This is a genomic window from Micromonospora sp. CNZ296, assembly GCF_007827635.1.
The window spans coordinates 88061-111091 of sequence record NZ_VISW01000004.1 but is presented as its reverse complement, the minus strand read 5'-3'; the positions used below and the strand labels follow the sequence as shown (position 1 = coordinate 111091).

General features: G+C 73.2%; 29 protein-coding genes. 16 read left to right on the top strand and 13 right to left on the bottom strand.

Going from position 1 to position 23031, the window contains the following annotated elements:
• Positions 1-20: 20 nt before the first annotated feature.
• The 3 genes from FB455_RS08580 to FB455_RS08570 are packed head-to-tail and all read right to left on the bottom strand — an operon-like array spanning position 21 to position 1629.
• The gene (locus FB455_RS08580; RefSeq protein WP_013288144.1) at positions 21-230 is read right to left on the bottom strand and encodes a hypothetical protein; all 210 of its coding nucleotides are present in this window, start codon (positions 228-230) and stop codon (positions 21-23) included.
• Positions 231-257: 27 nt separating this feature from the next.
• The gene (locus tag FB455_RS08575) at positions 258-491 is read right to left on the bottom strand and encodes a hypothetical protein (protein ID WP_018786980.1); all 234 of its coding nucleotides are present in this window, start codon (positions 489-491) and stop codon (positions 258-260) included.
• A 40-nt stretch (positions 492-531) separates the two neighbouring features.
• Positions 532-1629 carry a 3-deoxy-7-phosphoheptulonate synthase gene (locus FB455_RS08570; RefSeq protein ID WP_030271308.1) on the bottom strand — a complete coding sequence of 366 codons (1098 nt, stop codon included), beginning with the start codon at positions 1627-1629 and terminating at the stop codon, positions 532-534.
• 254 nt (positions 1630-1883) lie between these two features.
• Between FB455_RS08570 and FB455_RS08565 the strand changes: the two genes are divergently transcribed.
• Entirely contained in the window at positions 1884-2105 is a 222-nt protein-coding gene (locus tag FB455_RS08565; RefSeq protein ID WP_013288141.1) for a hypothetical protein, read from the top strand.
• Here the strand turns inward: FB455_RS08565 and FB455_RS08560 are convergent.
• Complete coding sequence (locus FB455_RS08560; RefSeq protein ID WP_013288140.1) at positions 2080-2793, bottom strand: hypothetical protein; 714 nt, start codon at positions 2791-2793, stop codon at positions 2080-2082. The two genes, FB455_RS08565 and FB455_RS08560, sit on opposite strands and share 26 nt — an antisense overlap.
• An 85-nt stretch (positions 2794-2878) precedes the next feature.
• Between FB455_RS08560 and FB455_RS08555 the strand changes: the two genes are divergently transcribed.
• From FB455_RS08555 to FB455_RS08525, 7 genes are all read left to right on the top strand, one after another.
• Positions 2879-4168, top strand: a complete 1290-nt coding sequence (locus FB455_RS08555) for a M16 family metallopeptidase (RefSeq protein ID WP_013288139.1) — start codon at positions 2879-2881, stop codon at positions 4166-4168.
• Positions 4168-5511 (top strand): M16 family metallopeptidase, encoded by a 1344-nt coding sequence (locus FB455_RS08550; RefSeq protein ID WP_013288138.1) that lies wholly within the window; start codon positions 4168-4170, stop codon positions 5509-5511. The genes FB455_RS08555 and FB455_RS08550 overlap by 1 nt, the downstream gene beginning before the upstream one ends.
• A gap of 97 nt (positions 5512-5608) precedes the next feature.
• On the top strand, positions 5609-6631 hold the full coding sequence (locus FB455_RS08545) for an aspartate-semialdehyde dehydrogenase (RefSeq protein ID WP_013288137.1): 1023 nt from the start codon (positions 5609-5611) through the stop codon (positions 6629-6631).
• A 53-nt stretch (positions 6632-6684) separates the two neighbouring features.
• Positions 6685-6927, top strand: a complete 243-nt coding sequence (locus tag FB455_RS08540) for a hypothetical protein (protein WP_013288136.1) — start codon at positions 6685-6687, stop codon at positions 6925-6927.
• 64 nt (positions 6928-6991) lie between these two features.
• A complete protein-coding gene (locus FB455_RS08535; RefSeq protein WP_013288135.1) occupies positions 6992-7408 on the top strand; it encodes a CBS domain-containing protein in 417 nt (138 codons plus the stop codon).
• A 160-nt stretch (positions 7409-7568) separates the two neighbouring features.
• Positions 7569-7940: an SCP2 sterol-binding domain-containing protein gene (locus FB455_RS08530; RefSeq protein WP_013288134.1), complete on the top strand. Its 372-nt coding sequence runs from the start codon at positions 7569-7571 to the stop codon at positions 7938-7940.
• Positions 7940-10000, top strand: a complete 2061-nt coding sequence (locus tag FB455_RS08525) for an amylo-alpha-1,6-glucosidase (RefSeq protein WP_013288133.1) — start codon at positions 7940-7942, stop codon at positions 9998-10000. The genes FB455_RS08530 and FB455_RS08525 overlap by 1 nt, the downstream gene beginning before the upstream one ends.
• A 6-nt stretch (positions 10001-10006) precedes the next feature.
• On the opposite strand, the gene FB455_RS08520 is transcribed toward FB455_RS08525, so the two are convergent.
• Together FB455_RS08520 and FB455_RS08515 are read right to left on the bottom strand one after the other, a co-directional pair.
• Positions 10007-10396 (bottom strand): VOC family protein, encoded by a 390-nt coding sequence (locus tag FB455_RS08520; protein ID WP_013288132.1) that lies wholly within the window; start codon positions 10394-10396, stop codon positions 10007-10009.
• Positions 10397-10405: 9 nt separating this feature from the next.
• A complete protein-coding gene (locus FB455_RS08515) occupies positions 10406-11065 on the bottom strand; it encodes an alpha/beta hydrolase (RefSeq protein WP_013288131.1) in 660 nt (219 codons plus the stop codon).
• 99 nt (positions 11066-11164) lie between these two features.
• Here FB455_RS08515 and FB455_RS08510 point away from each other — a divergent pair, with 99 nt between their 5' ends.
• Complete coding sequence (locus tag FB455_RS08510) at positions 11165-11917, top strand: lysophospholipid acyltransferase family protein (RefSeq protein WP_013288130.1); 753 nt, start codon at positions 11165-11167, stop codon at positions 11915-11917.
• A 46-nt stretch (positions 11918-11963) separates the two neighbouring features.
• Here the strand turns inward: FB455_RS08510 and FB455_RS08505 are convergent, their stop codons facing one another.
• From FB455_RS08505 to FB455_RS08485, 5 genes are all read right to left on the bottom strand, one after another.
• Positions 11964-12707, bottom strand: coding sequence for a hypothetical protein (locus FB455_RS08505; protein ID WP_013288129.1), 744 nt, complete (start codon positions 12705-12707; stop codon positions 11964-11966).
• Positions 12708-12781: 74 nt separating this feature from the next.
• Entirely contained in the window at positions 12782-13498 is a 717-nt protein-coding gene (locus FB455_RS08500) for a response regulator transcription factor (protein WP_013288128.1), read from the bottom strand.
• A complete protein-coding gene (locus tag FB455_RS08495; protein WP_145752821.1) occupies positions 13468-14664 on the bottom strand; it encodes a hypothetical protein in 1197 nt (398 codons plus the stop codon). The genes FB455_RS08500 and FB455_RS08495 overlap by 31 nt, the downstream gene beginning before the upstream one ends.
• On the bottom strand, positions 14654-15820 hold the full coding sequence (locus FB455_RS08490; RefSeq protein WP_145752819.1) for an ATP-binding protein: 1167 nt from the start codon (positions 15818-15820) through the stop codon (positions 14654-14656). Before FB455_RS08490 ends, FB455_RS08495 begins: the two co-directional genes overlap by 11 nt.
• A 149-nt stretch (positions 15821-15969) precedes the next feature.
• A complete protein-coding gene (locus tag FB455_RS08485; RefSeq protein WP_145752817.1) occupies positions 15970-16770 on the bottom strand; it encodes a class I SAM-dependent methyltransferase in 801 nt (266 codons plus the stop codon).
• Positions 16771-16844: 74 nt separating this feature from the next.
• On the opposite strand from FB455_RS08485, the gene FB455_RS08480 reads away from it, so the two are divergent.
• The 3 genes from FB455_RS08480 (at position 16845) to FB455_RS08470 (ending at position 18723) form a co-directional block, all read left to right on the top strand.
• The gene (locus tag FB455_RS08480) at positions 16845-17285 is read left to right on the top strand and encodes an Rv0361 family membrane protein (protein ID WP_013288124.1); all 441 of its coding nucleotides are present in this window, start codon (positions 16845-16847) and stop codon (positions 17283-17285) included.
• 41 nt (positions 17286-17326) lie between these two features.
• On the top strand, positions 17327-17737 hold the full coding sequence (locus FB455_RS08475; protein ID WP_145752815.1) for a TIGR03618 family F420-dependent PPOX class oxidoreductase: 411 nt from the start codon (positions 17327-17329) through the stop codon (positions 17735-17737).
• A 137-nt stretch (positions 17738-17874) separates the two neighbouring features.
• Positions 17875-18723 carry an aminopeptidase gene (locus FB455_RS08470; RefSeq protein ID WP_145752814.1) on the top strand — a complete coding sequence of 283 codons (849 nt, stop codon included), beginning with the start codon at positions 17875-17877 and terminating at the stop codon, positions 18721-18723.
• A 26-nt stretch (positions 18724-18749) separates the two neighbouring features.
• Here the strand turns inward: FB455_RS08470 and FB455_RS08465 are convergent, their stop codons facing one another.
• Positions 18750-19109 (bottom strand): MerR family transcriptional regulator, encoded by a 360-nt coding sequence (locus FB455_RS08465; protein ID WP_186466385.1) that lies wholly within the window; start codon positions 19107-19109, stop codon positions 18750-18752.
• Positions 19110-19184: 75 nt separating this feature from the next.
• On the opposite strand from FB455_RS08465, the gene FB455_RS08460 reads away from it, so the two are divergent.
• The 3 genes from FB455_RS08460 (at position 19185) to FB455_RS08450 (ending at position 21221) form a co-directional block, all read left to right on the top strand.
• On the top strand, positions 19185-19913 hold the full coding sequence (locus FB455_RS08460; RefSeq protein ID WP_123110052.1) for an SDR family oxidoreductase: 729 nt from the start codon (positions 19185-19187) through the stop codon (positions 19911-19913).
• 110 nt (positions 19914-20023) lie between these two features.
• Positions 20024-20578: a GrpB family protein gene (locus FB455_RS08455; RefSeq protein WP_161801594.1), complete on the top strand. Its 555-nt coding sequence runs from the start codon at positions 20024-20026 to the stop codon at positions 20576-20578.
• Positions 20579-20684: 106 nt separating this feature from the next.
• Complete coding sequence (locus FB455_RS08450) at positions 20685-21221, top strand: barstar family protein (RefSeq protein WP_145752808.1); 537 nt, start codon at positions 20685-20687, stop codon at positions 21219-21221.
• Between the two features lie 57 nt (positions 21222-21278).
• On the opposite strand, the gene FB455_RS08445 is transcribed toward FB455_RS08450, so the two are convergent.
• Complete coding sequence (locus FB455_RS08445; protein ID WP_145752806.1) at positions 21279-21746, bottom strand: NUDIX domain-containing protein; 468 nt, start codon at positions 21744-21746, stop codon at positions 21279-21281.
• A 972-nt stretch (positions 21747-22718) separates the two neighbouring features.
• Between FB455_RS08445 and FB455_RS34540 the strand changes: the two genes are divergently transcribed.
• Positions 22719-22907, top strand: a complete 189-nt coding sequence (locus FB455_RS34540) for a hypothetical protein (RefSeq protein ID WP_053065259.1) — start codon at positions 22719-22721, stop codon at positions 22905-22907.
• Positions 22908-23031 lie beyond the last annotated feature (124 nt).

The window sequence follows — 23031 nt, the reverse complement described above, 5'->3', positions numbered from 1 at the left end:
CTTTTCCGTGTCTCCCACGGTCAGGTGGGGGTGGTGCCGTGGTCCTCGCCGGCCCAGCCGCGCGACGCCTCCGGCTCCCGCTCGTCCTCGTCCTCCCCGGTGACGACGTCCCGGTCCACAGCGGTGCGCTCGTGCTCGTTGGCGAAGTCCGGCTCCGGCAGCGTGTCGACGCCCTCCGGGGGCTGGCCGAGCGCCGCCAGGTGCTCGTGGTCGGGGTTGCGATCGGTCATCTCGCGTCCTCTCGGTCTTCCGGGGGCTCAGGCGACCGTGCCGCCCAGCAGATCCGCCGCCTCGTCCGCCGCGTACTCGCCCTGGGGGAGTGCGGCGATCCGGGTGAGCAGCTCCGCGGGGAGTTCGGCGGCCACCGCCCGGCGGTAGATGTCCGCCTGGGTGATCCGCTCCTGGCCGTGGTAGATGTCGTCGAGCAGGTCGTCGAGCGGCCTGGTGTCGGGCTGCTCGGTCACGGGCGCGTCATCGGTCACGCCGACCACCTACCCGGCACCGAACCGGTCAAACTCGCCCCAACCCCGCTCAGGCCGGCGCCGGGAGCGTGGCCCGGCGGGCCCGCACGGCCTGGGCGAGGTGGTCGAGGACCTCGGCGGTGGCGTCCCAGCCGATGCAGGCGTCGGTGACCGACTGGCCGTACGCCAGCTCCCGGGTCGGGTCCAGGTCCTGCCGGCCCGGCACCAGGAAGCTCTCCAGCATGATGCCGGCGATCCCGCGCTGGCCGGCGGCGAGCTGGGCGGCCACGTCGGCGGCGACGAGCGGCTGGTTGCGGTGGTCCTTGCCGCTGTTGGCGTGGCTGGCGTCGACCACCACCCGCTCCGGCAGGCCCGCGGCCCGCAGCAGTTCCAGCGCCCCGGCCACCGACTCCGCGTCGTAGTTCGGCCGGCCGCCCCCGCCACGCAGCACGAGGTGCCCGTCCGCGTTGCCCCGGGTGTGCATGATCGCCGGGGTGCCGGAGACGTCGATGCCGGGGAAGACGTGCGGCACCCCGGCGGCCCGGATCGCGTCCACGGCGGTGGCGATGCTGCCGTCCGGGCGGTTCTTCATGCCGATCGGCATGGACAGCCCGGAGGCGAGCTGCCGGTGCACCTGGCTCTCCACCGTCCGCGCGCCGATCGCGCCCCAGGCCACCGTGTCCGCGATGTACTGCGGGGTGATCGGGTCGAGGAACTCGCAGCCCACCGGCAGGCCCAGCCGCAGCACGTCGAGCAGGAGCGCCCGCGCGGTACGCAGGCCCGTGTTCACGTCGCCGGAGCCGTCCAGCGCCGGGTCGTTGATCAGGCCCTTCCAGCCCACCGTCGAGCGCGGCTTCTCGAAGTAGACACGCATCACCACGAGCAAATCGTCGGCGACCCGGGCGGCGGCCTCGCGCAGCCGGCCCGCGTACTCCAGGGCGGCGGCCGGGTCGTGCACGGAGCAGGGGCCGACGACGACGAGCAGCCGGTCGTCGTCGCGGTCCAGCACCCGGCCGACGGCACGGCGGCCCGCCACGACGGCCTCGGCCAGCGGGGTCTCGAGCGGCAGGTGGTGGTGCAGCAGGGCCGGGGTGGTCAGCGGCACCACACGGTCGATGCGCTGGTCGATGACCCGATGGGCGTCCTGGGACGTGGTCACGGTGGGGATTCCTTCCGCCGACCGTGCCCCCGTGCCGGGTCCGGGGGGATCGAGCCGGCTGCTCGCATACGAAAGGGCAGGGAAATCGATCCCTGCCCGCCGGCTCGAAGAGGTGGTGACGTCAGCTCATGGTCGAGTCACCGGCTCCTCCAGCCGGCTGCCTAAACCATCGATACGACCGCGTCACGTCGGCCAGCGTACCCGACGCGCGGCGGAAAGCCCGCTGTCGTTCCGAAGTGCGGAACGCGGGGTATGTGATCGGCATGACCACGAGCCACGACCCGAGCGACCAGGAACGGATCGAGTCCCGAGCGCATCTGCTGCCGGAGGAGGCGGCGGCCGGCAGCGACGACGCGGAGGCGCAGGCCGACGCGATCCTCACCGAGTCCGACATCCGCGAGGCGGACCAGAACGCCGCCCCCGACACGGTGCTGGAGCACCGCACGTCCGAGCAGACCGTCACCCCCGTCGAGCCGCCCGACTGAGCCCGGCACCCCGGGCCCGGCGGGAACCCCGGTAACTGTCGTCCCGCAGCCGGGCCAGCGGGCCGGCCAGACGCAACCCCGGCGGCACGTTGCCGATCGGATCGAACGCGAGCGCGGCGTCCTCGGCGGCGCCGCGCTCGTCGTCGAGGCGTACCTCGCCGAACGGCCGCCACCGGCCCACCGCCGAGGCGACCGCCAGCACCAGCCGGGGCTCGTCGCCGGCCACCGCCGCGCCGGCCTCGGCCAGGCCGCGACCCAGGTCGGGTGACTCCGGGTCGGCCAGCACGGCCAGGAACAGCCGCCGCCCGCCGGCCCGGAACGGCATGATCGACGTGTACGTCCCGGTGAAGCGCCGCCGGGGCAGCGGCAGGTTCCGCAGCACCGGCGCGGCGGCGCTGGAACTCCACAGCAGGTCCACCGGCGGCTCCGGATCGCGGTGCAGCCGTACCGCCACGCCCAGCACGTCCGGCCAGCCACCCGGCGTCGGCACGCCCTTGGACAGGCGGATCGTGGCCGGCCACCGGCCCGGCAGGTCGAGCAGCGGCACCCCGGTCGGCGGTCCCGGCGTACCCCAGATCCGGGTCTCGCCGGCGAACGTGCGCCCGGCCGGATGCAGCAGCCGGGCGTGCCGGAGCCGGGCCAACGCGGCGGCGGCGCGCTCGGCGGCGGAGGGTGCGGTGGCGGCCATGCCCGCACGGGTACCCCGGCGCGCACCGGCGATGCTCCGGCGCGCGTGTCACCTTTCCGCCTCCGAGATCGGATAGCGTCGTCTCATGCCCGACAGCGGTTTCCCCTGGCCGATCGAGACGACCCGACTGGACAACGGCCTGCGTGTGGTGGTGAGCGAGGACCGCACCGCCCCGGCCGTGGCGGTCAACCTCTGGTACGACGTGGGCTCACGCCACGAACCGGCGGGACAGACCGGCTTCGCCCACCTCTTCGAGCACCTCATGTTCGAGGGCTCGGTGAACGTGGCGAAGACCGAGCACATGAAGCTGATCCAGGGCGCGGGCGGCTCGCTCAACGCGACCACCAACCCGGACCGGACCAACTACTTCGAGACGGTCCCGGCCGAGCATCTGGAACTGGCGCTCTGGCTGGAGGCCGACCGGATGGGCGGGCTGGTGCCGGCGCTGACCCAGGAGACGCTGGACAACCAGCGTGACGTGGTGAAGAACGAGCGCCGTCAGCGCTACGAGAACGTGCCGTACGGCGACGCGTGGCTGCGGCTGCTGCCGCTGCTCTACCCGCCGGGCCACCCGTACCACCACGCGACGATCGGGTCGATGGCCGACCTGAACGCCGCCGACCTGGCCACCTTCCAGGAGTTCCACAGCACGTACTACGCGCCGAACAACGCGGTCCTCACAGTGGTCGGCGACACAGAGGCGGCGGAGGTGTTCGCGCTCGCCGACAAGTACTTCGGCGGTCTCACCGCGCGCGCCGACATCCCGGCCGCGCCGGACGGCCGCACCGTGCCGGCCACCGGCCGCCCGGCGGTGGAGACAGTCACCGCCGACGTGCCCGCCCCCCGCGTCTACGTCGCGCACCGCACCCACCCGTTCGGCACCCAGGGGTACGACGTGACCACGGTGCTGGGCACCGTGCTCGGCAGCGGCCGGGGCAGCCGCCTCTACCAGCGGCTCGCCGACGGTGAGCGGATCGCCCAGCCGGACCTGGTCGGCGCGTACGGGGTGGACCTCGCGCACGCGCCCGCCCCGCTGATCGCCACCGCCACGGCCCGTCCCGGGGTGAGCGCCGAGCGGCTGCGCGACGGGCTCGCCGAGGTGGTCGACGAGCTGGCCACCGTGCCGGTGACCGCCGCCGAGCTGGACCGCGCCAAGGCGCTGCTGAGCACCATGTGGTGGCGGCAGATGTCCACCGTCGACGGTCGGGCGGACACGCTCGGCCGCTACGCCACCCAGTTCGGCGACCCGGCCCGCGCGGCCGACCGGCTGCCGGCCTGGCTCGCGGTGACCGCGGAGCAGATCGCCGAGCAGGCCGCCGAGCTGCTCGGCGCCGCCGACCGGGTGATCCTGACCTACCTGCCCGAGGAGAACTGATGTCGCTGATCGCCACCCGTCCCGGCCCCGGCGCCGCCCGCGCCTACCGGTTCCCGCAGGTGGTCCGGCGGACGGTGGCCGGCGGTCAGGTGGTCGCCGCGCACCTGCCCGGGCAGAACCTCGCCGTCGCGTTGCTGCTGCTCGACGGCGGCGCGGGCCGGGAGCCGGTCGGCAAGGAGGGCCTCGGCGCGGTGCTGGCCAAGGCGCTGGAGGAGGGCACCGCGCAGCGGGACGCCACCGCGTACGCGCTGGCCATCGAGGCGCTCGGCACCGAGCTGGCGACCGGGCTCGACTGGGACTCGTTCCAGGTGAGCGTGCAGGTGCCGGTGGACCGGCTGACCGCCGCGGTGGAGCTGCTGGCCGAGGCGGTCCGTACGCCCCGGCTCGACCCGGCCGACGTACTGCGCGTACGCGACGACGAGGCGACCGCGCTGCGGATGGACTGGGCCAACCCCGGCCCGCGTGCCGACGCGGTGCTCCGGGCCGAGCTGTTCGGCGCGGAGCACCGGTGGGGCCGCCCGCTCTACGGCGACCCGGACAGCGTGGCCGCGCTGGAGGTGGACGACGTCACCGTCTTCCACTCGGAGTGGTTCATCCGCCCCGGCACGCTCGTCGTCGCCGGCGACCTGGAGCGGATCGACCTGGACGCGCTCGCCGCGACGGCGTTCGCCGGCGCCGGCGGCGGCCCGGTGGAACGCGGCGGCCCGATCGACGTGCCGCTGGCCGGGCAGCGCCGGGTCATCCTGGTCGACCGGCCCGGCTCGGTGCAGTCCACGCTGCGGCTCGGCCACCCGTCCCCGCATCGCGCCCACCCCGACCACGTGCCGATGACGCTCGCCGGCACCGTGCTCGGCGGCGCGTTCACGTCCCGGCTCAACCACCTGATCCGGGAGGTACGCGGCTACACGTACGGGATCCGCGGCGACTTCGCCTCGTCCCGGCGGTTCGGCCGGTTCGCGGTCAGCTCCGGCGTGCAGACCGCGGTGACCGCCCCGGCGCTCGTCGAGTCGGTGGGCGAGATCTCGCGTACCCAGCTCACCGGTGTCACCGAGGACGAGCTGGAGGTGGCGCGTTCCTGGCGGGCCGGGCAGCTCTCGGTCGAGTTGCAGAGCCCGCGGGCCATCGCCGCGGCCCTGACCACGCTGGTCGTGCACGACCTGCCGGACGACTACCACGCGCGGCTGCGGGAGCAACTGCTCGCGGCGACGGTCGAGGACGTCTCCGCGGCGGCCGCCACCTATCTGCACCCGGAGTCGCTGACGATGGTGATCGAGGGGGACGCGGCGGTCATCCGGGACGAGCTGGTCGCCAGCGGTCTCGGCGAGGTGGTCGACCACACGTGACCGGGCGGGGCGGCGGGCCTGTGATTCCCGTCGCCCCGCATCCGCGCGGTGGGAAACGTTTCCCACCCGCACCGCCCGGCTGGGTAGCCTCGCGGGCATGAGGATCGGCATTGTGGGAGCCACCGGCCAGGTCGGTGGCGTCATGCGGCAGGTGCTGGCGGAGCGCGAGTTCCCGGCGGAGCAGGTGCGCCTGTTCGCCTCGGCCCGGTCGGCCGGGCGCACGCTGCCCTGGCGCGACGGCGAGGTCACCGTGGAGGACGCGGCCACCGCGGACTACCGCGGCCTGGACATCGTGCTCTTCTCGGCGGGCAAGGGGACCGCGAAGGAGCTGGCTCCCCGGGTCGCCGAGGCCGGCGCCGTGGTGATCGACAACTCCTCGGCGTTCCGGATGGACCCGCAGGTGCCGCTGGTGGTGGCCGAGGTCAACCCGCACGCGATCGCGGACCGCCCGAAGGGCATCGTGGCCAACCCGAACTGCACCACGATGGCCGCCATGCCGGTGCTGCGCCCGCTGCACGACGAGGCCGGACTGGTCAGCCTCGTCGTCGCCACCTACCAGGCGGTCTCCGGCGCCGGCCTGGCCGGTGTGGCGGAACTGGACGAGCAGGTCCGCAAGGTGGCCGAGGACGCCGCCGGGCTCGCCTTCGACGGCCGGGCGGTGGAGTTCCCGGAGCCGCGCTCGTTTGCCCGTCCGATCGCCTTCAACGTGCTCCCGCTGGCCGGCTCGATCGTCGACGACGGCTCCTTCGAGACGGACGAGGAGCAGAAGCTGCGCAACGAGAGCCGCAAGATCCTGGAGATCCCCGGGCTGAAGGTCTCCGGCACGTGCGTGCGGGTGCCGGTCTTCACCGGCCACTCGCTGCAGATCAACGCCCGGTTCGCCCGGCCGATCGACCCGGACCGGGCCCGTGAGCTGCTCGACGGCGCGCCCGGCGTGGCGCTGCGCGACGTGCCGACGCCGCTGGAGGCGGCCGGCCAGGACCCGACGTACGTGGGCCGGATCCGGGCCGACGAGACCGTCGAGCACGGGCTCGCGCTGTTCTGCGCCAACGACAACCTGCGCAAGGGCGCGGCGCTGAACGCCGTGCAGCTCGCCGAGCTGGTCGCCGCCGAGCGCTGACCCGCCAGGGCGTCCGTGCCGGGCCACCCGGCACGGACGCCTGCTCAGCGGGTATGCCCGCCGGGTCGCCGGCCGCCCCGTGCCGGCAGGGCGGGGGTGCCGATGACCTGCGGTTCTTCGAGGCCGAATGCGTCCGGGCCCTGCTCGGCGTGCTCGCGTACGCGATCGCCGGTCTGGTGGGCGTGCTGCTGAGCGTGCCGGCGGCGCTCGTGGTGCTCCTGCTGCTGCCGATCTTCTACGGGCTGTCCAGCAACGGCTCCTACGACCTGCGCCGACGGCTGCGCCACCGGCGGTGAGGCACGCGTTACCCCGCCTGCGCCGGCGGGTAGACCGCGGTGCCGACAGCGAGAGGGGAGCACCATGACAACGGTCGGAGAGTTCATGACGACCCGGTTGGTGACGATGGACGGCAACGACACGCTCATGGCCGCCGCGCAGGAGATGCGCGACAGTGCCATCGGCGACGTGGTGGTGACCGACGGCGACAACGTGGTCGGCATCGTGACGGACCGGGACATCACGGTGCGGGGCGTGGCCGAGAACATGGACCCCACCGCCACCCGGCTCAACCAGGTCACCAGCAAGGACGTGGTGACCGTCAGCCAGTACGACGACGCCGTGGCCGCCGCGGACCTGATGCGCACGTACGCGGTCCGTCGCCTCCCGGTGATCGACGACGGCCGGCTGGTCGGCCTGATCTCCATGGGTGACCTGGCGGTGGAGCGGGAACCCCAGTCGGTGCTCGCGGACATCAGCGCCGACGAGCCCAACAACTAGACTTGCCTGCCGCGGTGACGCCGGCTCCCGGTTCGGGGGCCGGCGTCGCGCGTCCGTGCCGTGGCGCCGCGCTCACCCGGTTCGGGCGAGGTTGACCCCGGATCGGGTGGGGACACGAGCCTCGACAGGTAGACCGCGGATCGCGGGAGGAGTCGCCCGGATGGTGGACATGACCACGAGATTCTTCGAGGACCTGGATCGGCGGGGGTTCGAGCCGCTGCTGGTCAAGACATCCGGAACGCTCCGCTTCGACCTGCACGAGGGCCCGCACACCACGCACTGGCTGCTGGAGATCGATCACGGCAACCTGCGGGTCCGGCAGGAGGACGGCGAGGCGGACACGGTGGTCGGTACCGAGCCGCGCCTGTTCGCCGAGCTGGTCGGCGGTGAGGAGAACGCCGTCGCGGCGCTGCTGCGGGGCGACATGACAGTCGTCGGCGACCTGCGGCTCATGTTGCAGGTCGAGCGGGTCTTCCCCGGTCCGCCGGACTCCCGGGGACCGCACCACACGTTCGGCGGGAGGGGTGCCTGATGCCCGGTAGCAACTCCGTCCGGATCCTGGACGGCAACACGTTCGTGGTGTGCGAGGACACCGGCGACATCGAGGCCACACCGAGCGAGCCGACCGGATTGTTCTCGCTCGACACGCGGTACCTGTCGAAATGGGTGCTCACGATCAACGGCGAGCGGCTCAACGCGCTGTCCTACGACGACCTCCAGTACTACGAGGCCCGGTTCTTCCTGGTGCCCGGCATGGCCACGCACTACATCGACGCGAAGCTGTCGGTCATCCGGGAGCGGGCGGTCGGCGGCAGCTTCCGCGAGACGCTGACCATCCTCAACCACGACGAGAAGCCGGTCGACCTGGAGATCCGGATGGACGCCGGATCGGACTTCGCCGACCTGTTCCAGGTCAAGGACGAGATCCTGAACAAGAAGGGCGAACACTACGCCGAGGCCGAGTCGGACCGGCTGCGCCTGGGCTACCGGCGGGGCAACTTCCGGCGCGAGACGCTCGTCTCCGCCAACCAGCCGGCCCGCTACGACCAGCGTGGTTTCGCCTGGAGCATCCGGCTGGAACCCAACGAGCAGTGGGAAGCGGTCATCGACGTGCAGACGTTCGCGATCGGCCCCGGCGGCCGGGACCTGCGGATGGGGCTGCGCGCGCACGGCACCGAGCGGCTCGCGCTCCAGCACGACCTGGAGGAGTGGATCAGCCGGGCACCGAAGCTGAACAGCGAGCACGAGGAACTCGCCGCGACGTACCGGCGGAGCCTCGTCGACCTCGCGGCGCTGCGCTTCTCGCCGCTGTCGCTCGGCGGGCAGACGCTGCCCGCGGCCGGCCTGCCCTGGTTCATGACCATGTTCGGCCGGGACAGCATTCTCACCTGCCTCCAGGTGCTGCCGTTCGCGCCGGAGATGTCGAAGACCACGCTGCGGATCCTCGGCGCGCTCCAGGGCACCCGGTTCGACGACTTCCGGGACGAGGATCCGGGCCGGATCCTGCACGAGATGCGGTACGGCGAGACCGCCGCGTTCGAGGAGCAGCCGCACTCGCCGTACTACGGCTCGGTGGACGCGACGCCGCTGTTCGTGGTGCTGCTCGACGAGTACGAGCGGTGGAGCGGCGACGGCGCGCTGGTCAAGGAGCTGGAACGGGAGTGCCGGGCGGCGTTGAAGTGGGTCGACGACTACGCCGACCTGCTCGGCAACGGCTACATCTGGTACGAGCGGCGCAACACCGACACCGGCCTGGAGAACCAGTGCTGGAAGGACTCGTGGGACTCCATCTCGTACGCCGACGGCACGTTGCCGCCGTTCCCCCGGGCCACCTGCGAGGTGCAGGGGTACGCGTACGACGCGAAGATGCGGGCCGCCCGGATGGCCCGGTTGTTCTGGGACGACCCCGCGTACGCCGATCAGCTGGAACGCGAGGCGGCGGAGCTGAAGCGGCGCTTCAACAACGACTGGTGGGTCGCCGACCGCGGCTTCTACGCGCTCGCGCTGGACCCGGACGGGCGTCAGTGCGACGTGCTCAGCTCCAACATGGGCCACCTGCTGTGGAGCGGGATCGTGGACGACGAGCGGGCGGCGAAGGTCGCCGAGCATCTGGTCGGTCCCCGGCTCTGGTCGGGCTGGGGGGTGCGGACGCTGGCCGAGGGCGAGGTCCGCTACAACCCGATCGGCTACCACAACGGCACGATCTGGCCGTTCGACAACTCGTTCGTCGCCTGGGGTCTGCGCCGGTACGGCTTCGCCGAGGAGGCCGCCACGGTGGCCAACGGCATCCTCGACGCGGCCACCTACTTCGACGGCCGGCTGCCGGAGGCGTTCGGCGGCTACCCGCGCGAGCTGACCAAGTTCCCGGTGGAGTACCCGACCGCGTGCAGCCCGCAGGCCTGGTCCACAGGGGCGCCGCTGCTGCTGTTGCGCACCATGCTCGGTCTGGAGCCGCACGAGCAGCACCTGGCTGTCGACCCACGGCTGCCGGTGGGCATGGGACGGATCGAGGTGTTGGACATCCCTGGTCGCTGGGGCCGGGTGGACGCGTTCGCCCGAGGTCGGCTCAACATCGAGGAACTGGCCGACTGAGCCGGCTCAGTGCCCGGGCGGCGACGCCGTGTGCGCCTCGTTCGGCGGGAGCAGGCAGAACTCGTTGCCCTCCGGGTCGGCCAGCACGGTCCAGCGCGGCAGCTCGCGGACGACTGTCGCGCCCGCCTCCAGCACCGCGGCCCGCTCCTCGGCGTCGCCGACCAGGTCGAGGTGGATCCGGCCGGGCTCCGGCAGCACGTCGGCGGGGCTGATCCACAGGTCCGGACGCCGCCCGTGCGGATCGTGCAGCAGCACCGCCTCGGTCGGCGCGAGCGTGCCCTCGGCGAGCTTCACCTGGTCCGCCTCGACCACCGGCAGCCCGGTGACCGCGCTCCAGAACGGGGCCAGCAGGTAGGGGTCGCGGCAGTGGATGACGATCGCGGCGAGATCGGGCATGCCTCGAACCTAGTGGCCCGCGACGGCGGGCAGGACGCTGTCCAGGAACGCGGCGGCAGCCGCGCGCAGGTCGGGCCGGGCCAGGTCGAGCGCGTGCCCGCCGTGGGTGAGCCACAGATGCGCCGGGTGCCCGGCGGCGAGCAGCCAGCCGGTCAGCTCGACCGGCTGGGCGGCCGGCACCGCCACGTCGTCGCGGCCCTGGACCAGCAGCACCGGCACGCCGGAGCCGAGGTGGGTGGCGACCGTCGCGTCGGCGGTGGCCGGGTCACCGGCGGCCGGCGGGTGGCCCAGCAGGTCCGTCCACGGGTCGTCGCCGGGGGCGCGCCGGCGCCGCTGCTCCGGGTCGAGCGGGTCGACGGGGGCCCAGTACGCGAGCACGCCCGCCACGTCGCCGGGCCGGTCCACCCCGCGCAGGCCGAGCTGGAGGGCCAGCATCCCGCCCGCCGAGTCACCGGCCACCAGCAGCGGCAGGCCGCCCGCCGCGGCCCGGGCGGCCCGGGCCGCGGCGCGGACGTCGTCGAGCTGAGCGGGCCAGCGCGCCTGGTGGGAGAACCGGTACGTGGCCTCGACCACGCGCAGCCCGAGCGACGCGAGCGCGGCCCCGTCCTCCTCGGCGCGGGCCCGCCAGCCTCCGCCGTGGATCCAGAGCAGCACCGCGCGTTCGGTCATGACGCCATCGTCGCCGGGCCCGGGCCGGTGCGCGACCCGGGTCTGCCGAGGGCAGATCGGCCCTACGGTCGCGTAACCTACTCGGGGTAAAGTTTCGACATGTCGGAACTCGTGTACCCCCCTGTGATCACCGCCGCGAAGACGATGTTCCGGCTCCTCGACCTGCGCCTGGACGTGTCCGGCAGCGAGCACGTGCCGCACACCGGCGGCGCGGTGCTCGCGTCCAACCACGTGAGCTACCTCGACTTCATCTTCTGCGGCTACGGCGCGCACCCGGCCAAGCGGCTGGTCCGGTTCATGGCCAAGGACAGCGTCTTCCGGCACCGCGTCTCCGGTCCGCTGATGCGCGGCATGAAGCACATCCCGGTCAACCGGGCCGCCGGCGCCGGGTCGTACGCCGCCGCTGTCGGCGCGCTGCGCCGGGGCGAGGTGGTCGGCGTCTTCCCGGAGGCGACGATCAGCCGCTCCTTCACCGTCAAGGACCTGAAGAACGGCGCGGCCCGGATGTCGCAGGAGGCGGACGTGCCGCTGCTGCCGGTCGCGCTCTGGGGCACCCAGCGGCTGTGGACCAAGGGCCGCCCGCGCACGCTGACCCGCCGGCACACGCCGATCACCATCATCGTCGGCGAGCCGATGGACCCGTCCGCCTACCCGGACGCCACGGCCATGACCGCCGACCTGCGTACCCGCCTGTCGGCGCTCGTCGACCGGGCCCAACGGGAGTACCCGGACAAGCCGTCCGGCCCGGACGACACCTGGTGGCAGCCGGCCCACCTGGGCGGCAGCGCGCCGACCCCGGAGGAGGCGGTCGAGCTGGACCGGTCCGAGCGCCGCACCCGCAGCGCCTCCTGACCGCGCCCGCGCGCCCGGCCGGCCGGCCGCCCGTGACGGGGGACCGTCAGCAGGCGGAGCCGGGCTGGCCGTGGGCCGGGAAGCCGGACCACGCCCACGGCGACGCCTCGTCCTCCGGCGGACGGTAGTAGTCGTCGCGGGACAGGAACTCCACCGGCAGCGAGCCCGGCAGCGTCACGGTGCCCAGCGTCGGGCCGGGGGAGGCGGCCGCCCGGACGGCGAGGACGTCCCGTTCCGGCGGGGACAGGTCCACCAGTTCGGCGTTGGCGAGCCGGAAACCGGCCACCGAGCGGCGTACCTGCCGGGCCAGCGCGGCCACCTGACCGACCGGGCCGGTCAGCGCCAGCGCCGGCTGCCGGATGGTGCGCAGCGCGTCGCACACGATGCGCAGCTCGCCGATGCCGTCGCCCACCTCGGCCAGCTCCAGCCGGGACGGCCACTGCCAGCGGATCTGCCCGCTGACCAGGCGGGACAGCCGGACCGGACGCCGGTGCCGGGCGGCCGCCCGGCTGTCCCGCCCGGAGACCACCGACAGGTCCGAGCCGGTGCAGACGTACGCCAGCTGGCGCTCGGTCACGGTGATCGTCGCCGGGGCGGGCAGCGACCAGCAGCGGACGTCCTCGGTCGGGCCGAGCAGGTGACCGGCGACGCGCAGGACGTGCTGACCGAGCAGGCGTTCGCCCGGCTCGGGCACCAGCTCGTAACGCCGGTCGAGCACGGGACGGGTGGGGTCGTCGTCGGCGTCGAACCGATGCGGTCCGACGAAGAAGGGTGTGGCGTCCTCCGGCACGGTACGACCTCCCGATGACGGTTGGCGGTACCGGTGAGCCTGCCCGATTCCTGGGGTGACTGTCATGACACCTGTTAGGGGGTCGGCCGGTCGGCCGAAGCCTGCGACCGGTAGATGCCGATATCTTCCGGTCGGACGAGTCCGTCCTCGATCGCCCGGGCGAGCAGCGCCGCCTTCGTGGCGGCCGGACGGCCCGCTCGGGTGTACTTGATCCGCGCACGGTCGACGTACTGCTTCACGGTGTGCTCACTGATCTGCATCCGGCGCGCCACCGATGCCTTCGACATCGACTGGAACCACAGCAGCAGCGCCTCGCGCTCCTTGTCCGACAGGGACGGACGGTCCGGACGGGCGTCACCGACCATCGCCCCGGCCAGCGCCGGCGGCACGTACGGCCGGTCGCTCGCCGCCGCCAGCACCGTCGCCACGCAGTGCTCGCGCCCCTCGTGCTTGGCCAGGAACGCGACCGCCCCGGCGTCCAGCGCGGCGAGCATGGTCTGCGGGTCGCTGTGCTCGGAGTAGACCACCACCCGGCGCCCGGCCGCGCTCAGCTCGGCCAGCTTGTCCAGCACCATCCGGCCGTGCAGGCGCAGGTCGAGCAGCACCACCTCGGCGTCCGGCGCGGCCCGCAGCACCTCGTCCGGGTCGTCGCCGGTGGCCAGCACCCGCAACCGGGGTTCGCCGGCCAGCCAGGCGCGCACCCCGTCGATCACCACCGGATGGTCGTCCACGATCGCCACCCCGATCGGGGTTCCGGCGTTCACGTCCGCCGCCAGCGGGTCTGCGTCCATCTGATCTCCCCGTCCCGCTCGTGCAGGTGTTCCACCGGCCCGTCCCCGCCGGTCGCCGGCTCGTCCGGGCCGTCGTGATCCGGTGTCACCAGGCTGACCACTACCTCGTCCGGGCCCGCCACCACCGTGAGCCGCGCCCAGCCCTCGGCCGCGGCGAGCGCTGCGGTGAGCGGGTCGGCCAGCCCGCGCCGGATCTCCACCGGCAGCTCCGGTGGGGTACCGACCGACACCAGGTCGATCGGCAGTCCGTTGCGCTCGGCCAGGTCGGCCGCCGCGCGCAGTTCGTGCAGCAGCGCGTCCGGCACGTCGTCCGACTCGGCGATCAGCCGGCGCAGCCGGGCCGCGGCCAGCACCGCGCGTCGCCGTACCGCCGGGTCGGCCGGGTCGGCGTCGCCCGCCGCCAGTTCGGCCAGCACCTCCTCGGCGGTGCCGCTGACCAGTGCGAGCCGCGCCTGCCGTTCGGTGCGGGCCCGCTCGGCCGCCTCCTGCTCCGCCGCCACGGCCAGCCTCGCCGCCGCGGTGGCGGCCCGGCCCCGGGCCTGCGCGGTGAGCGCCGCCGCGCCGACGAAGACCGCCACCGGCAGGGTGGAGGTGCCGTAGACGTACATCGCGGTCCGGCTCAGGTCGGCCGGGGCGGTCGCCCCGTACAGCACCACCGCGACCAGCGCGATCGTGCCGTGCGCGGCGAGCATGAGCAGCAGCCAGCGCACCGGCCGCTGCCAGAGCACCAGCAGGAAGAACCAGGCCAGGCCGCCCCACACCCAGTTGGCGGTGCTGAACAGGAACCGCTCGCCGGCGCCCGCGACCACCGCCGCGTCGACCACCAGCAGCGCCAGTGCCGGCGGCCCGGCCGCCGGCAGCCCGCCGCGCAGCAGGCGTACCCCGGTTCCGACCCCGACCAGCGCGGTCACCAGCCAGCCCGCCGCCACCACGGCCGGGGCCGCCATCCCCTGCCCGGCCCGCAGCACGGCCGGCAACGCGACAGCCAGGTGCCAGGCCGCGGCGATGACGATCGCGGCGACCCGCGCGCCCCGGTCCGACGCGTCGGCCACCGCGTGCGCCTCGGGCGGGGCGGTGGCCGCCCCGGAGTGTGCAGCCGCCCGCGGCCGGGGCAGCGGGCGCAGCGCGGGGGCGGCCGTCACCGCCGTGCCCGACTCACTCGACATCGGACCACTCCAGCCGAATCCGGGTGCCGGCGCCAGGGGCGGAAGTCACCACCGCCCGGCCGCCCACAGTGCTCATCCGCCCGTGGATCGACTCGCGCAGCCCGTACCGGTGGGCCGGGACCGTGGACGGGTCGAAACCGGGACCGTCGTCGACCACCTCGACCACGACGGTGCCGCCCTCGCGGGCCAGGCGCAGCGACGCGGCCGCCCCCGGCGCGTGCCGCGCCACGTTCGCCAGCGCGGCGGCGGCGCTGTCGGCGAGCGCCGTGGCGACCTCCGCCGGCAGCCGGCACGGCGCAAGCGTGGCGGTCACCGCCGTCCCGGCCAGCACCTCGCGCAGCCGTTCGTCCAGGTCGGCCTCGCCGGCCGCGGTGGTGGTCCGCGCACCCGCCAGGGCGGAGAGGGTACGCAGATCGTCCGCGCACCGCTCGCGCAACGTCGCCGAGTCGGGCACCGCGCCGAGGCCGACCATGGTGAGCGTGCCCAGCACGGTGTCGTGCAGGTCGCGGTTCTGCCGCCGTTCGGCCTCGCGGGCGGCGCGCGCGACCACCGCCTCGTGGGACAACCGCTGGTAGTCGGCGAACGCGGCGTCGGCGCGGGCGATCCGGCGGCGCATCACCGCTGTCATCACCGCCGCGCTGCCGGTCTGCACCAGCAGCGTCCCGGCGTGCGCCCGCGCCTCGACCGGGTTGCCGGCCAGCGTGGTGCCGGTGACGTACGCGGCGGTGACCAGCAGGCCGGCCGGCACGGACCAGCGGGCTGGGGCGGTGGCCTGAGCGTTGATGACTGTCGAGCTGGCCAGCACCGCGATCCAGCTCGCCTCGCCCGGCAGCACCTCCGGCGCGACGAGCCACGGGACGGCGAGCGCGGCGGCGGTGGTCAGCGCCACGTCACCGGCGACCAGCGCGCCGCCGATGCCGTGCCGGAACGCGCGGAACGCGTACCAGACCGACCAGGCGGTCAGCACGACGACCGCGGGGATCAGCAGCGCCACCCGCACCGGCGGCGTACGCACCGCCAGCGCGACCACCGCGCCGACCAGGCCGCAGGTGAGCCGCAGCAGCGCCGGCAGGGTGGTGAAGATCAGGCTGAACGCGTCACCCGCCGGGCGGGCCAGCGGGGCCCGTGACAGAGGCATGGCGGCAGCGACCGGCATCGGGGGGGATGTCCTTCCGGCAGCGACCCGGCCGGGTCCGCGCGGCATAGATTGACGCTGGAGAATAACATGGTTTGTCGCAACTGGTCACCCTTGGTGCTTGACGAGTTTCGCTCCGGCGTAAAGCAGCCGGCTCTCCGGCCCGGCGGTCAGCGCCGCGCGGCGGCGAGCAGGTGGGCGCTGGCACCGAGGATCGCGGCGTCCCGCTCGAACGTCTCGGCGCAGGCCACCGCGTCGGCGAACAACCGCTCGTGCGGCCCGGTGCCGAGCGCGTTCAGCAGCGGCCACAGCGGACCCTCCACCCCGTACACCTCCGGGGCGGGCAGTCCGGCCGCGACGAAGTCGGCGACCAGTTCCTCCGGCCGGTGGAAGAACGCGGTGGTGAAGCCGGTGGCCGGGTCGTTCACCCCGGTCTCGTACTGGGCGCGCAACGACCGCCGGTTGTCCTCGTCGAGGCGGCCCTGCACGCTCAGGTCGATCAGCGCGGCGTGGCGGCTGATCGCCGCCGCCACGATCGTCCCGCCCGGCCGGGTCACCCGCGCCGCCTCGCGCAGCGCCGCGACCCGGTCGGCCTGCCGGGGAAGGTGGTAGAGCGGGCCGAGCAGCAGCGTCGCGTCCGCCGCCGCGTCGGGCGACGGCACCGCGCGGGCGTCACCCACCGACGCCGTGACCAGCGGGTACGCCGACCGTGCCGCCGCCACGTGCGCGGGCACCAGGTCGACCAGGTGCACCCGGTAGCCGGCCGCCGCGAGCGGACCCGCGTACGCCCCGGGACCGCCGCCGACGTCCAGCACGTCCGCAGGTGCGGCGGGCAGCAGCCGGGCGAGCAGATCCCGGGTACGCCGTGCCTCCAGCCGGCCCTGCGGCGACGCTTCCAGCCGGTCGGCCTCGACGTAGATCTCGGTGTAGTAGCGACTGATGTCCGGCTCGGCCGGGCGGTGTGCGGGCATCGATCGATGGTCGCCGAGAAGCGGAGCACGGGCATCCGTTTTAGCGGTTGCCCGGCCCGCCTACCCTGCCGGGCATGGCATACCAGCCGGCCATGGTGCCGCCGAAGAAGTCCAAGCGAACCCTGTTCATTGTGCTGGGCGTGGTGCTGGCGATCTGTTGCTCCGGCGGTGTGCTCGGCGGCTTCTTCCTCTTCCGGGCCGTGCAGGAGGCCACCGGTCCGGCGCGGTCCACAGCGGAGACGTTCGCCGAGGCGATCGTCGACCGCGACTATCCCGCCGCGTACCGGCAGCTCTGCACCCGCGTACGCGACCGGGTCAGCGAGGCGGACTTCACCCGGCAGCAGTCCTCCCAGCCGGAGTTCACCGGCTACGACATCACCGGGCTGAACGTGTCGAACAACAACGGCCGGGTGAGCGGGTCGACGACCATCCGCTTCACCCCGGCGGTCGGCACCAACGTCACGCAGTCGTTCCCAATGGTCAAGGAGGACGGGGAGTGGCGGATCTGCGAGTGAGCCCGTAGCGGGCCTCCGCGCGCACCTGATCCACTTGTCGCATGGCCCCACCTCCCACCGCACCGCTTCCGCCGGCCGTCGCGGACCGGCTCGCCCGCGAACGCAACGTCTGGCTCTGCACGCTGCGCCGTGACGGCTCCCCGCACGTCACGCCGGTGTGGTTCGTCTACGCCGACGGCGTCTGGTGGATCGGCTGCGAGGGGCGCAGCGTCAAGGCCCGCAACGTGGCGGCCGACCCCCGCGTCTCGCTCGCCCTGGAGGACGGTGTCCACCCGGTCGTAGCGGAGGGCGAGGCCCGCGTACACCGCACCGGCTTCCCGCCCGAGGTCGTCGCGGCGTTCGCGGAGAAGTACGGCGGATGGGACATCCGGCAGCCGGTCACGCCGGACGGTGAGCGGGTGCTGCTGGAGGTGCCCGTCCGGCGGTGGCTGCTGGCCGGAACGGCACGCTAGTCCCCGGAGAACCTTCAGGAGGAGATTTCGTTCGGGGCACCCGCCTCGTCGTCCGGCGGCGCACGCGATCATGCCCGAGACCACCGACGAAACCGGCGGGTCACCGCGGTCGGGATTCCTGTGCCACTCTCTGCGCCATGCGTCTGTCGCCGAGCCTGGGAGCCGCCGCGGTCGTGGCCGGCCTGCTGTCGGTCGGGGCGGCGCTGCTCGCCATGCCGGACGCGTCGCTGCTGTGGGCAGCGGTCACCCTGGCGGCCCTGTGCGGCCACGCGCTCACCACCTCCGGTACGCCCCGGGTGCGGCGGGGCGTCGCGGCCGGTGCCGGGGTGTTCGCCCTGGTGGCGGCGAACCTGCTCCGGCATCGGGGATGGGGGACGGACGCGGGCGACCTGGCCCGGGGCCAGGCGGCGGCGAGGGCGCACCTGCTGGAGCACTGGCAGGACGGCATGGACCGGCAGCGGCTCATCGCGTGGGGCCTCGTTCTCGGCGTACTCCTGCTCGCGGTCGCCGTGTCGGCGCTGCCGGCACGCGGCGGGCGGCACGGTGTGGCGACGACGGTCCTGGCGCTGGCCGCGCTCGTCTGGTGCGGGCTGAGCGTGGCGTCGACGCCCGGCGAACCGCCGCTGCTCGACCTGTTCGCCGCCGTGTGGCCGGGGTTGCTCGCCGTGCTCGTCACCGCCGGGTTGCTCGCGTCGTCCGGGTGGCGGAGCGACCGGCACGGGCTCCTCCCGACCGGGATGATCCTGCTGGCGCTGGTCGCCGTGAGGGCCTGCTCGGCTCTCGCCTCCGCGTGGGCGACCTGGTGGACCCTGGTCGAGCCCGCCGAGGACGCCTTCCTGCAACCGGGGCTCATGATCAGCGTGGGTGCTCCGGCGGCCAGTGCCATCGAGGTCTCCTCGGCCGTGGAGATGGCTGTCGCTCTGGGCGGCGTGGGGCTGGCCGTCGCCGGCGCACTGCGTGCCCACCGCGAGACCGAGAGCCGCTGAGACCTGCGGCGTCCGGCGGGCCGCGCCTACGGGTGGGTGTCGGTGATCGCGATGACCTCGTCGAGGCGGTCCAGCGCGGCCCGCAGCTCGTCGACCCTGGCCTGGATGCGCTCGCGCTCGGCGCGCAGCATGGCCCGCTGCGCGGGGTCGGTGTGCCCGGAGTCCCAGCACGGCAGGAGTTCCGCGATCCGGCTGCTGGTCAGGCCCGCCGCGTACATCTGCTGGATGAAGCGGACCAGCGTGACCGTGTCCGGCCGGTAGAGGCGCTGGCCCGACGGGCTGCGCCTGGGGAAGAGAAGACCCTGTTCCTCGTAGTAGCGCACCGCGCGCACCGAGACACCGGCGCCGCGAGCCACCTCCCCGATGCGGATCAGCGGCTCGGTCACGGTGACTCCTCTCACCCCGGTCTCGGCGATCAACACTTGCCTCTGACGTCAACGTCAGGGTTTAGCGTACCGGGCATGGACATCACCAACTCGGTAGCCCTCGTCACCGGCGCCAACCGCGGCCTGGGCCGCGCCTTCGCCCAGCGCCTGCTCGAACGCGGCGCCCGCAAGGTCTACGCGACCGCACGCCGGCCGGAGACCGTCGACCTGCCAGGGGTCGAGGTGCTGGCGCTCGACATCACCAGTCCCGCATCGGTGCGTGCCGTCGCCGCTGCCGCCCCGGACGTCACGCTGCTCGTCAACAACGCCGGGATCCAGACCGGCACCGACCTGGTGGCCGGTTCGCTGGACGCGGTGCGGCACGAGGTGGAGACGAACGTGCTCGGCCACCTGGAGATGATCCGGGCGTTCGCGCCGGCGCTCGGCCGCAACGGCGGGGGCGCGATCGTGAACGTGCTCTCCGCCATGTCGTGGTTCGGAACCAGAGGCGCCGGCGCGTACCACCTGACCAAGGCCGCCGCGTGGGCGATGACGAACGGCGTACGCCTGGAACTCGCCGACCAGGGCACGCTCGTGACGGCGGTGCACCTCGGCCTGGCCGACACCGACATGTCCGCCGGCTGGCCCGTCAACAAGATCGCGCCGTCCGACCTGGCCGACGCGGCGCTCGACGGCGTCGAGGCGGGTGCCGCCGAAGTCCTCGCCGACCAGTGGAGCCGCGACGTCAAGTCCCGGCTGACGCTGACGCCGGAGGAGTTCAACGCCGCGATGGACCGCGCCCTGGCGGCGCTGACGGCGGCCTGAGCGAGGTTCAACCCGCCCTGTTCGGTGGGCGCCTGATGTGCCTCGTGTTCTGGCCCCAGCCGGGTCGTAGCCTCGGTCGGAATAAGGTGCCGGCCGCTACGGTGGCCGACGTGAGCGACGACGTGCCTGTAGTCGAGGTGGTGCCCTACGACCCGGCCTGGCCCGAGCGATTCAGGATCGAAGAACGGCTGTTGTCGGAGGCGCTTCCCGCGGCGCTGAGCGTCGAGCATTTCGGCTCCACCAGCGTCCCCGGCCTGGCTGCCAAACCCGTCATCGACATCCTGGTGGTGGTGCCTGAGGTAGGTGCGGTGGTCGCCGACGTCCGGCCACTTGAGCAGCTCGGGTACGCCTATCGTCCGTTGGCCTTCCCGGACGACGATGAGCACTTGTTCTTCGCGAAGGACACGGCCGGAAAGCGAAGCCACCACCTGCACGTTTTCGGAGTCACGTCGCCGGTGCCGGAGGCGAACCGAGTCTTTCGCGCCTACCTCGCGGCCACCCCGGACGCTGCCCGTCGCTACGAGGCGGCAAAGAGGCGTGCAGCCGCGCTGCATCCCCACAGTCGGGCCCAGTACGGCGCAGCAAAGGAGAAGGTGTTTGCGCAGTTGTCGGCCGAGGCCCGGCTGTGGAGCCGATCCGCAGGTCGCCAGTCGGCAGAGGGCTAGATCTGGACGGGGTGCGCCTGCACGGCCCGCGGTGGACGGTCGGCCCGTCCGTCGCCGTCGAGGAGCGATGGCGCTCGCGTACGGTCCCGGCTGTACTCTCCCGGTCGTGACCGCCTTCGACGCGGAAGCCGATCTCAGCGGGGACCGGGCTTTCCGCCTCATGAGCAATACGCCGGTGACTCTGTTCTGGCGTTCGCCGATCCTCGATCGGACGACCGGATGGCTACGCGATCACGGCTACCAGGTCACCCACCTGGACGCCTCGGGCTGGACGACCGAGGAGGCCATGCACCGGGACACGGCCGCCGTGCTCGGGTTCCCCGGCTACTACGGGCACAACCTCGACGCCCTCAACGACTGCATGCGCGATGTGGTGAGCCAGGAGTACGGGTGGACGCCCCAGGCGGCCGGCCTCGTCCTCGTGTTCACCGGCTACGACACGTTCGCCACGCACTGCCCGCGGTCCGCCCAGATCGTGCTGGACACGATGGCGCGCCACTCCCGAAGCGCAAGCCTGATCGGCCGCCGTCTCATGTGTCTCGTGCAGAGCAACGATCCGCAGATCCGGTTCCAGCCGGTCGGCGCGGTCCCCGCGCTCTGGAACGACGCGGAGTGGGCGGACGCCAACCGCCGACCGGCCTGACCGGGAAGCTTCCTTTCGACCGTCGGCGGCGGAGCGGCCTGCGAGAAGCGGTCGCCGTCAACCGGCGAGGTGACCGGTGGCCCGCAGTAGCGCCCGGGAGAAGCGGTTGAGATCGGCACCGGCTAGCTGCGGTGGGGTGAACCAGTCCAGCTCACCGATCTCCTCGTGGTCGGGGACCGGCTCTCCGTCGGCGATGGTCGCCTGGTAGACCGCCGTGACGTAGGCGACGCAGTCGCCGTTCGGGTAGGTCACCTCGTAGTCGGGGCCGCCGAGCACGTCCAGCAGCCGCGGCCGGTTGATCCGAACGCCGATCTCCTCGCGGATCTCACGCACGGCCGCCTGGGCCGGCGACTCTCCGATGTCGACCGCGCCGCCGGGTACCGCCCACCCGTTCCCGTCCTCGGCATGACGTACCAGCAGGATCCGTGCGCGTTCGTCGACGACGACGACCGACACCGACGGCATCTGGATCAACTCGTGGCCGATCACCGCCCGCAGCCGGGCCACGTACGACGAGACGGCCATCAGGGCATGGTAGTCGCTGCAAGGACGCTCGTCATGGACCGGCGTCAGAGCCGGCGGATTCGTCTGCCGGGCGGACGGGTTCGAACACCCCGTTCTCGTTCACCCGCCAGCGCGAGTGGGCACCGCCTGGTTGTTCGAGCACGCGTCGCACCTGGCCGGCGTCGTCCAGCCGAAAGGAGCTGGGCTTGTGGAAACAGAGGATCCCGTCGAGATTCGTCGGGCGCAGTCCGAGCCTGGTCAGCAGGTGTTCCGCTGCGTCGCAGGTATCCGCGGTCGGTACGACGTACGCCCGCCCGCGGTCGCTCTCGCAACAGCTACGCGTGTCGCAGACAGCCCAGAGGCTGGCCATGAGTCCGGCAAGGCCCGCATCGACACATGCCTCCCTGTCGTGCGCCCGGAGGTGAATCTGGCGGTGCTTGGCGGCGATGAGGCCGCCGTTCGTCTTCTGGCACGTCGGGCACAACGGGTATGGCCCAAGCACGACCGGCAACAGTACCTCCAGAGCCCGGGAGGTGGAGAGTCGAGTCCCACACTTCTAATGTGGAGCGTAGTGGCCTGCGCCAAGCGCCCACTTGCCCGACATCACTTCTCGGCGCGGCTGGGCGCTTACAGTGGCCTCGGGGTCTGTGTCGATGGCTGTACGTTTGATCAATGGCGTCGGCTGAGAGAGGAAGCACCGGGCGCTTCCGAGATCCGAGGTACTGGCTGGGCGGCTTGGCTGCTGGCGAGGTTCTCGTCCGCTGCCCACGCTGTGCAGAACGTGCCTCGGTCCTTCCGTGTCCCGAGGAAGCCGACGGTACTCGGCACGACGTCTGGCTGCGTCGTCGGCTCAGTTGTCTCGGGTGCGCGTACACGGCCCTCTGGGAGGCCCCTCGACTCGCAAACAACGCGCGCGCGTTCCCTGAGTTCTCGGGCCCGAACGACCCGTACTTCGGCCAACCACTCTGGCTCTCGATCGAGTGCCGTGGGCGAGTGCTCTGGGCGTACAACGCCGAACACCTGGACCTGCTGGAGGCGTACGTGTCCGCTCAGCTGCGGGAACGCGGCCAGTACATGGGAAGCCAGACCCTGGTCGAACGCCTGCCGGCGTGGGTCAAGGAGGGCAGGCACCGGGCCGAGGTGCGGGGTGCGATAGGGCAGCTTCGGGCGTTCCTTGCCTGATCGGCGGCTGGCCCGCCGACGTTGCAACAGCGATGGTGCGGCGCGCTGCGAACCCACGGTCACTGGCCCACGGATGGCTCATGAGGGCCGTCGGCGGGGCTCCTTTACGTCGAGGGCCTCCAGC

What these genes read in the sequence shown, in the direction of transcription:
- FB455_RS08580 (WP_013288144.1), bottom strand. Translation starts at nt 230, where the DNA reads ATGACCGATCGCAACCCCGACCACGAGCACCTGGCGGCGCTCGGCCAG.
- FB455_RS08565 (WP_013288141.1), top strand. Translation starts at nt 1,884, where the DNA reads ATGACCACGAGCCACGACCCGAGCGACCAGGAACGGATCGAGTCCCGA.
- FB455_RS08560 (WP_013288140.1), bottom strand. Translation starts at nt 2,793, where the DNA reads ATGGCCGCCACCGCACCCTCCGCCGCCGAGCGCGCCGCCGCCGCGTTG.
- FB455_RS08555 (WP_013288139.1), top strand. Translation starts at nt 2,879, where the DNA reads ATGCCCGACAGCGGTTTCCCCTGGCCGATCGAGACGACCCGACTGGAC.
- FB455_RS08550 (WP_013288138.1), top strand. Translation starts at nt 4,168, where the DNA reads ATGTCGCTGATCGCCACCCGTCCCGGCCCCGGCGCCGCCCGCGCCTAC.
- FB455_RS08545 (WP_013288137.1), top strand. Translation starts at nt 5,609, where the DNA reads ATGAGGATCGGCATTGTGGGAGCCACCGGCCAGGTCGGTGGCGTCATG.
- FB455_RS08540 (WP_013288136.1), top strand. Translation starts at nt 6,685, where the DNA reads ATGCCCGCCGGGTCGCCGGCCGCCCCGTGCCGGCAGGGCGGGGGTGCC.
- FB455_RS08535 (WP_013288135.1), top strand. Translation starts at nt 6,992, where the DNA reads ATGACAACGGTCGGAGAGTTCATGACGACCCGGTTGGTGACGATGGAC.
- FB455_RS08530 (WP_013288134.1), top strand. Translation starts at nt 7,569, where the DNA reads ATGGTGGACATGACCACGAGATTCTTCGAGGACCTGGATCGGCGGGGG.
- FB455_RS08525 (WP_013288133.1), top strand. Translation starts at nt 7,940, where the DNA reads ATGCCCGGTAGCAACTCCGTCCGGATCCTGGACGGCAACACGTTCGTG.
- FB455_RS08520 (WP_013288132.1), bottom strand. Translation starts at nt 10,396, where the DNA reads ATGCCCGATCTCGCCGCGATCGTCATCCACTGCCGCGACCCCTACCTG.
- FB455_RS08515 (WP_013288131.1), bottom strand. Translation starts at nt 11,065, where the DNA reads ATGACCGAACGCGCGGTGCTGCTCTGGATCCACGGCGGAGGCTGGCGG.
- FB455_RS08510 (WP_013288130.1), top strand. Translation starts at nt 11,165, where the DNA reads ATGTCGGAACTCGTGTACCCCCCTGTGATCACCGCCGCGAAGACGATG.
- FB455_RS08500 (WP_013288128.1), bottom strand. Translation starts at nt 13,498, where the DNA reads ATGGACGCAGACCCGCTGGCGGCGGACGTGAACGCCGGAACCCCGATC.
- FB455_RS08495 (WP_145752821.1), bottom strand. Translation starts at nt 14,664, where the DNA reads ATGTCGAGTGAGTCGGGCACGGCGGTGACGGCCGCCCCCGCGCTGCGC.
- FB455_RS08490 (WP_145752819.1), bottom strand. Translation starts at nt 15,820, where the DNA reads ATGCCGGTCGCTGCCGCCATGCCTCTGTCACGGGCCCCGCTGGCCCGC.
- FB455_RS08485 (WP_145752817.1), bottom strand. Translation starts at nt 16,770, where the DNA reads ATGCCCGCACACCGCCCGGCCGAGCCGGACATCAGTCGCTACTACACC.
- FB455_RS08480 (WP_013288124.1), top strand. Translation starts at nt 16,845, where the DNA reads ATGGCATACCAGCCGGCCATGGTGCCGCCGAAGAAGTCCAAGCGAACC.
- FB455_RS08475 (WP_145752815.1), top strand. Translation starts at nt 17,327, where the DNA reads ATGGCCCCACCTCCCACCGCACCGCTTCCGCCGGCCGTCGCGGACCGG.
- FB455_RS08470 (WP_145752814.1), top strand. Translation starts at nt 17,875, where the DNA reads ATGCGTCTGTCGCCGAGCCTGGGAGCCGCCGCGGTCGTGGCCGGCCTG.
- FB455_RS08460 (WP_123110052.1), top strand. Translation starts at nt 19,185, where the DNA reads ATGGACATCACCAACTCGGTAGCCCTCGTCACCGGCGCCAACCGCGGC.
- FB455_RS08445 (WP_145752806.1), bottom strand. Translation starts at nt 21,746, where the DNA reads ATGGCCGTCTCGTCGTACGTGGCCCGGCTGCGGGCGGTGATCGGCCAC.